The organism is Streptomyces sp. NPDC005181, from assembly GCF_040608395.1.
Taxonomy (GTDB): Bacteria; Actinomycetota; Actinomycetes; order Streptomycetales; family Streptomycetaceae; genus Streptomyces.
Genome location: NZ_JBEXID010000167.1, coordinates 1 through 7,711 on the forward strand (window position 1 = coordinate 1; position 7,711 = coordinate 7,711).

Annotated in this window: 3 protein-coding genes and 4 pseudogenes; 3 read left to right on the top strand and 4 right to left on the bottom strand. The window is 68.0% G+C overall.

The features are described from left to right. Nucleotides 1-407: 407 nt before the first annotated feature. Nucleotides 408-1,487: pseudogene (locus tag ABZV38_RS38725) on the bottom strand (IS701 family transposase); the annotation flags it as partial. A gap of 490 nt (nucleotides 1,488-1,977) precedes the next feature. Here ABZV38_RS38725 and ABZV38_RS38730 point away from each other — a divergent pair. Further along, nucleotides 1,978-2,565, top strand: a complete 588-nt coding sequence (locus ABZV38_RS38730) for a hypothetical protein (RefSeq protein ID WP_356333460.1) — start codon at nucleotides 1,978-1,980, stop codon at nucleotides 2,563-2,565. Nucleotides 2,566-2,633: 68 nt separating this feature from the next. On the opposite strand, the gene ABZV38_RS38735 is transcribed toward ABZV38_RS38730, so the two are convergent. The 3 genes and pseudogenes from ABZV38_RS38735 to ABZV38_RS38745 all read right to left on the bottom strand — a co-directional run. Continuing rightward, entirely contained in the window at nucleotides 2,634-3,602 is a 969-nt protein-coding gene (locus ABZV38_RS38735; protein WP_356333462.1) for a transposase, read from the bottom strand. 122 nt (nucleotides 3,603-3,724) lie between these two features. Then, nucleotides 3,725-4,114: pseudogene (locus ABZV38_RS38740) on the bottom strand (helicase associated domain-containing protein); the annotation flags it as partial. 725 nt (nucleotides 4,115-4,839) lie between these two features. Then, nucleotides 4,840-5,682 (bottom strand): annotated as a pseudogene (locus ABZV38_RS38745) (RNA repair domain-containing protein); the annotation flags it as partial. A gap of 707 nt (nucleotides 5,683-6,389) precedes the next feature. On the opposite strand from ABZV38_RS38745, the pseudogene ABZV38_RS38750 reads away from it, so the two are divergent. Together ABZV38_RS38750 and ABZV38_RS38755 are read left to right on the top strand one after the other, a co-directional pair. After that, nucleotides 6,390-6,611: pseudogene (locus tag ABZV38_RS38750) on the top strand (HU family DNA-binding protein); the annotation flags it as partial. 171 nt (nucleotides 6,612-6,782) lie between these two features. Then, the gene (locus ABZV38_RS38755) at nucleotides 6,783-7,226 is read left to right on the top strand and encodes a DUF6193 family natural product biosynthesis protein (protein WP_356333464.1); all 444 of its coding nucleotides are present in this window, start codon (nucleotides 6,783-6,785) and stop codon (nucleotides 7,224-7,226) included. Nucleotides 7,227-7,711: the final 485 nt, after the last annotated feature.

Sequence of the window (7,711 nt, forward strand, 5' to 3'; positions counted from 1 at the left end):
ACGGACCTCTTCCATCTCCTCAGGAGTCACACCTGAAAGAAGATCACAATCTATCCGACGAGGAGCACTTGGGGTACCTAACAAAGCCCTACTAGTACTCCAGCAGGATTTTGCTGTCTGACCTGGGGTTTCGCCGGGCGGCTGGAGTGTAGCGGGACACGGAATGCCCCGGGGGCGGTCTCACGGAGACCGCCCCTCGATCGTGCGACAACGCCGCAGGTAATGACAACGACGGGCGACTGCTTGGCGTCGCCGGCGCCAGTTCGACCAGCTGAGCGCATGGTGTCGTCCTCGGTAGCCGCGCAGGTGCGGGGGCCGGGGACGACAAGCTGCCAGGAGTCGCCGAACCTCCGCCACTGTGAGCTCGATGGCCCCCGTCGCCTCACCGGTTCCGCCCCCTTTTCGCGGGCCTGGTGGGCCGTGGCGGCCAGGAAGGCGTGGGCGAGCATGGCGAGGGTGATGTGCCGGTACCAACCCACGTAGCGGCGGACTTCGTACTGGTCCAGGCCGCACTCGTTCTTCGCGGCCTGGAAGCACTCCTCGATCGCCCAGCGCGTTCCGGCGATCCGTACCAGCTCCTGGACGGTGACCTCCAGCGGGGCGTAGGCGAGGTAGTAGGCGATCTCGTCGGGCTTACTGATGCTGCGCCGGGCCAGCGCCCACCGCATCCGGTGAGGAACCTCGCCCTGGTAGTCGAACTCGGCGACGGCCGGCAGTCGTACCGCCGCCCAGTGGTAGACGCGCGGTCCCTTCGCGCCGTCGCCGCATGAGATCTTCTCCCACGCCTCGGTCGGGGCCTGCGCGAACAGCCCCTCGATACGGGGACAGCCCACGGTGAACTGGGACTTGGGCACGGCCAGCAAATAGCCGACGCCCGACTGCTCCAGCAGGCGGCGAAAGCGGCTCTCCTGCCCATAGGCGGCGTCCGCGGTGACCCAGGCGATAGGCAGCGGCGAGGCGAGGGCACGCAGCACCATGCGCCGGGCCAGCTCGCCCTTGGTGGCGAACTCCCGCTCGTCCGGGACCCTCGCCGTGCGGCAGCGTTCACGGTCCTCGGTCCAGGACTTGGGGAGATACAGCTCGCGGTCGACCAGGGCGCGGCCGCGGGAGGTGGCATAGGCGGCGAAGACGCCGATCTGGCAATTCTCGGTGCGGCCGGCGGTTCCGGAGTACTGGCGCTGGACCCCGGCGGAGGTGGTGCCCTTCTTGACGAAGCCTGTGTCGTCGATGATGAGGACTCCGCTGTCCTCGCCGAGCTTGTCGGCGACGTATTCCTGCAGGTCGTCGCGGATGTCATCGGGCTGCCACTTTGCGCCGGCGAGCAGGTGTTGCAGGCCGTCGGGCGTGGTGTGACCGGCCTGTTCGGCCAGCTGCCAGCTGTTCTTGCGGGCCACGGGGGCGAGCAGACCGCGCACGTAGTCACGCATGCGGCGGCGAAGCTCCACACGACCAAAGCGATGACCGATGGTCAGGAAGAGATCTTCCAGTTCAAGGTCCCACTGCGTGGCAACATGCTCGGTGATCACGTGGAGAAGGTTTCCCCGTCGTTGTCATTACCTGCGGCGTTGTCGCACGATCGAGGGGCGGTCTCCGTGAGACCGCCCCGGGGCATTCCGTGTCCCGCTACACTCCAGCCGCCCGGCAAAACCCCAGATCAGACAGCAAAATCCTGCTGGAGTATTAGGCCGTTTCTTTCGGATCAGGCCGGTAAAACCCGCGGTATCTGGTGCTGCCGCAAGGCGGAGGGGCACCCGATCACTGGACGTTGTCGGACGCTCCGACAAGCAAGGTGCGGTGCCAGGCAGCGCGTGCCAGGCATGATCCGGAAGAGACGGCCCAGGCGCGCCCCCGGCCCGTGGCCCGCGCGGCTGACCAGGTGCGGGCCATCCGGGCTAGGCGCCGGGCCCGCACGGCATGGTGCCCAGGGCCGCGGCGCCCCGCGGCGGATGCTGATGCCTCCCCCTGCAGGAGAGGCCCGTGAGTGATCCCAGCCCCCGAGTGACCCCGAGGCCGGCATCCGTCGCAGCAGGCGATGACATTCCCGCTCCCGGGGTCATCGGCATCGGACTTGCCGCGGTGCTGACGTTCGCGCTCGCCCAGGGCTCGTGGCAGTGGTTCGCCACGTTCATCGGGGTGACGCTCCTTGCAGTGATGCTCGCCTTTCAGCGACGGGCGGAGTGGACGCCGGACATTTGCTCGGCGTACATGCGCGGCCTGGTCGCGTACGCCCTGGTCGTCGGCCTGTGCGTGGCGATCGCACTTGCACCCCTGCTGCAGCGCCGGGCCTGGCTGTTCCCGATGCCGGGCACGCGCAGCGAGTGCGAGCTGATGGGCAGGTACGAGGCCCTCCAAGTGAAGGCCGCGCTGGGGAACCTGGCCGGCAGTGACGGTGCTGCCCTGGCGTTCGCGCAGGAGGTCCAGGCCCGCAAGGCCGTTGCCGAGTGCCTGGCGGCCACGACGACTCTGTGGCTGCCCCTGTACGGGCTGGGGGCGGCGGTGCTGGTGGGGGCAGCTGCGTGGTTCCGCGACCGGGCCCGGGCCCGGCCCGGCCCCGTCGGCTACTGAGGTCTTCGGTTTGGGGTGATGTCATGGCGGCGTCGCGATGAGTCCGGTCTCGGCGATGAAGCCGTCCATCAAGCCGGGGTGGTACTGCATGGCTGCGTAAGTCTCAAGGAGAGCACTTGTTGGTGGGTTCCGGCATCACTCGGCGTCCGGAGAGCGCATGAATGTCGGTGAGAAGTAAGAGCACCTGACGTGGTGCGGGCCCTTGGTGACTGGGTGCGGAGGCAGCCGGGTCCGTGGCAGGATGACGGCATGTTGATCCGAAGGGCCGATGCCGCGTAGGCGTCCGAAGGGGCTGCGCGCGAAGCGTTGGCGGCCCAGAAGGGGTGTTCCGGATCGCCGGATCGGCGGTGTTTCTGCAGCGACTCGCGTAGCGATCCGGAAGTTGGAAGAGGACCGGTTGTGGCCGGGGGCTGATGCTTGCCCTCGCCCCGGCCGAACGTGTGGCAAAAGGCCCGGTCAGCACACGTGTTGGCGTCCGGCCCGTAGCGGTGGGCGAACTCCGCGATGTCCACCACGCCTGCCAGCCAGGCCGGGGCGGCCACCGCGAGGGCCTCCAGCGCGGCCCGCACACTCTCCCCGGCCAACTCCAGGCGGTTCAGGTCACGCACCGCGCTGATCACATGGGTGGAGTCGGTCCGCTGCTTACCGCCCGCGGCCACCAGCCCCTCGGCGCGGCAGTGCTCCAGCAGCCGGTCGAAGACGACCCGTTCCATACCGTGATTGGCCAGCCGGGCACGGAACTTCGACAGCACCGTGAAGTCGAAACCGGGATCGTCCAACTCGACGCCGATCGCGTATTTCCAGTCGATGGCCCGCACCGCCATCGCGGCGGCCTGCCGGTCGGTCAGGTCCTCGGCGAACTGCAGCACCGTCACCAGCGCCAGCACCCCCGGCGACAGCGCCGGCGCCCCGCGCACCCCGAAGCCCGCAGCGAACGGCTCGTCCGAGAACACTTCCTGAAGCCGGTCACGCACCCGCATCGGCAAGCTGCCCTTCGGGAACGCCCTACGGGCTATGACCGCAGTCCGCTCGGGCACCGGCGGAAGACCTACCGGACGTATGGACACCCACATCACCCCGCGGCCGGTGACGGGAGAACGACCGCGAGCAAGATCATCCCGGACCAGGACAACCCCACGCCACAAATTCGGCAACAGAGTCCGAGTGCGGACAGTCGCCGTTGTTGTTCCTGCGACAGTTGCGCCCAGTCACGGGCCTGCCGTTCCAGCCACTTGCCCAGGTCGTCGCCTTGGAAGTGCACGCCGGGTTGGATGTGGGGGAGGACCCCGTTGGGTTCGGTGGTGGCGATGTCGGTGAGGATTCGGTGGTGGCGTTGCCAGTTGAGTGGCCAGGGGCACGCCCAGTTGGGGTCGATGGCGGCCAACTGCTGCGCCCGGTGCTCGGCGCGTTCGGCGTCCTTGCTGAGGCCGCCCTTGCGGCGGAGGTTGGCGATGAGCTGCCCGATCGAGATCAGGCTGTCGGTGCCCCCTTCGCCCCATTGGGCGTCTTGTCTGGGGGCGAGGTGTCCGTGTGCGCGCCGGTAGCTGCGGTGTCGTGGACCGGTTTTGGTGAGCAGAGCGCAGAGCTTTGACTAGGTATTACTCATCTCGATCGATCGGTTCTGGTGGCGGAGGGGGAAGCTGAATGGTCCCTGTTGTGAGCGGAGTTGAGTTTCCTTTGCGTACCTGACCAGGGGTTATCGCTGGATCCTGCACATGGCCGGTTCGATTGCCCAGCTTGAGCAAGTGCTGCGCACCTTGATGAGTTCGTCAAATGAGCGGTCGTACAAGTTGTGGAGCCTTCGGGCATTAGTCGGTCGCCAACCCGACTCATCGATGCGAGCGTCTCCCGCCGAGAGCATGGGAAGGGGCACCCGGGCCCAGTCGCCACCATGCTCGAACCGCTGCTGGCGAACAAGAGGAACCAACCCCTGCTGCCCCATCCTCGAGCAGGCCTGCGACCACTTCAGTGCCGACCCCCACGGCCACATCACCACCGTCACGATCAACATCATCCGTCGGTAGCACGACACGGCCACGGGTTCGGAGGCGGCGACGCCTCCGGGCCCGTGTCAACGCGCTCGGCCGGTTCCCCTTGGTTGCTGGGAGGGGCAGGCGCTGACGCATCTCCGACAGGCGTCAGAACGCTCCGCCCGTGCGACCTGAAACCCGGGCGGTACTTTGCCTCGCCTGGCTATGTGCCTCACCTGTTGGTGATCTCGGAGAGCCAGGCAGTGTCCTCCGGGCCCGGCGCTTCGGAGCCGGGCGCGGGCAGCCAGCGGACCTCGCCCGTGCGCAGGGCGACCGTGGCCCGTGGCCGCATCGGCCCGTCGCCCCTGCGTGAGAGCAGGACGAGCTCCCAGACCGTCGCCGTCATGGCGTCGAGCCGGGTGGCGCAGGCGGCGGTGACTCGCCGCGGATCCCGGGTCCGGCCCAGGGACAGATGTGGGGTGAAGTTCTTGGCGGGCCCACAACAGCGCGGGAACCGCTGCTGCAGTACGCGGTACAGGTCCGCCCACGGCGCCTTGCCGGCCGCCGTCGGGTCGAGCCACACGGTGAAGTACGCCCTGTGCCGGAAGGTGCTCACCCCGTCCAGCCGGGCGGTGAAGACCGGCGTCTCGGCCGTCGCCGCGGCGAGCAGCGGGGCCGCCCGCTCGAAGTCGGACTCCGGCACGAAGCCGAAGAGCACATTCACGTGCGGCGGCCAGCGGTGAATCTGCGGATCGTAATCCCGGCGGATGTCCTGGATCGGCGGCCACAGCTCCGCAGGCGGGATCCAGGCCACCGCCGTGCGGGCCGTCGGGGACACGTCGAGGACGCCGGCGGGCTCGCCCCTGCCGGAGCTCGTGTCGGAGGTCAGCTGCGCTTGCCGGTCCCGCACCCGGCCGGCGCGCGACGCGTCGATGCGGTCCACACCCGTGGACCGGTCCCAGACCACCTCGCCGTCCGCCTCGATGAACACCACCCGGTGCCACGGGATGTCGCCCCCGGGCACGAAGGAAGGCAGTGGGATGCGTTTGAGGGCATCCCCGCGCTGGCTGATCCCCAGCACGAACCGGGCCGGGTCGAACCGCGGGTCCCAGCGGACCCGGTGATAGATCTCGTCGCTGGTCCGCATCACGCCTCCTCTCCCGCCTTCACACCTTCTCTTCCTCCAGGGTGCCGCCCACCCTGTCGTCGACGGTTGTTCCGCTCGCACCGCGACGCATCAGGTGCGGTGCGCCTGACGGGGGACGGCAGGGAGAACCGGCGCGCCAGTGTGGTGAGCACCCGCGGCAGAACTGCCGCACCCCTTCTGGACGCCAGCTGTAGCTGGCGCCCCTCAGCATGTCTCGGCCGACGTGGACTCCGGACATAGGGAGCTTATCCGGGATCCAGACGGACCGATTTGAGTGCGCTTGTCGGACCGCACGGAAGATTTTGGTAGCGGACGATTCGTTTCAGTACACCCGTCAGCGCCGCAGCGAAGATTTCAGTGCTGCGGTCTCGGAGGCGCGCGCGAGGTCGGCAACTAACGGCCGTGCTCGAGCGTCCTTCGGATATGCCACATCCGAGCCCCGCCCCGTCCGCAGCTCAGCCTGACTGGCCGCGCTGTGGCCACGGCACCACCCCGGAGGACCCCGTCGCTTGCTCGTGAGGGAGGACCCCGGTGGCGCCAGGGCCCGCAGCGCAGACAGCGCCCTTCTTCCCTACTCCATGGTCATGGTCAGGTCATGGCATGGGCTGACAGGGCGAACTGCAGGAGCTCCCGGTCAGGCCTCCGTCGGGAAGCCGAGGCCGTGGCTATCGTCGGACTATTCCCCACCTCCACCTACCGGGATGGACATGAACAAGGCTCAGCTCGTCGAAGCGATTGCCGACAGGCTCGGTGGGCAACAGCAGGCCGCCCACGCGGTCGATGCGGTCCTCGACGCCATGGTCCGCGCAGTTGTCGCGGGCGAACGGGTGTCGGTCGCCGGAATCGGCAGCTTTGAAAGGCTTAACCGGACCGCTCGTTACGCATGCAAGCCGCAGACAGGCGAGCGCGCCCCCGCCAAGAAGAGCGCCGATTGATGGCCGCTCGTCTCGGCGGGCATCACCTCGTCGGTCCCCGGGCGCAAACCGCTGTCCGTTCACATCGGGGCCGAGAACCGTTGGTTCGGTGTCTCCGGCTGGAGCCAGGGGGTCGAACTCATCACCGGATCCACGCCCGACCTGGCGGATGTCGTCAGGGCTGGTGTGGCGTGGGGAAAGGGCAGGAGCCTGCGGGAGCTGAGGGCGGACCTGCCGTTTCTGCACTCCAGTGAACGCGCCGAGGCCCACGAACGCGGGCCGGACGCGGTGGTGGAGCTGCAGTGGCGAACGATGCGGGAACAGGCAGCTGAGGCCCCGGATTTCCCTGAGTTCGGCGAACTCGTGGAAGCAGCTCATGCCGAACCGAGGCTGCGACAACTCTATGTGTTCTCCAGCCACTGGACGCTCGGCTTCAGCTCCTGCACCGAATACCCGTTCCGCGATGAGGTGGCCATCGCCCCGTCACCCAACGGCAGCTTGTACCGCGTGATGATGCATCCTCACTCCGGCGCCCTCGGTGAGGCCGCCACTGCCCAGAAGGCCGTCGCCTTGGCGGTGTCTCACCTCCCCACCGGTCTCGGTCCGGCTGTCGTGGGAACCGCCGAATGAGATGAGTGACGAGCCATAAGCTGACCGGAGGTCTGCCGGTTCCGGGCCTGATGGGAAGTGCGGGGGCTGGCTGCCTGTGGTGCGGGAGGCCGGCCCATGATGTCGACGTTTTTCTCCCGCTGGGCGGGAGCTCTTGAAACAGGCCCTTGACCAGCACTTTTTAGGTGCTGGGCTGGGTTGCATGATGACGTTCTAGCAAATGAGGACTGGCTCCGCGTACCGGTACTACGTGCGCCAGGTCGCGTTCGGCGGCGGCTGTCGGCCGCGGGGGAAGAACCTGGACCAGGTGCAGGAAGAGGCCGGGCCTACGGCCCCACCTTCTTCACCCGCTACCGCATGACCGCAGGGGCCCACCCGGCCCCGGAGTCGGACAGCCCTTTGCCGGTCGGTCTTAGCTTGGCGTTTATCCTCGGCGGGCTTGGTGTTCCTTGATTGACTCGGCGCGTTTGACCGTCTTGCCGACGTCGTGGCGCTTGGCCCGGTGC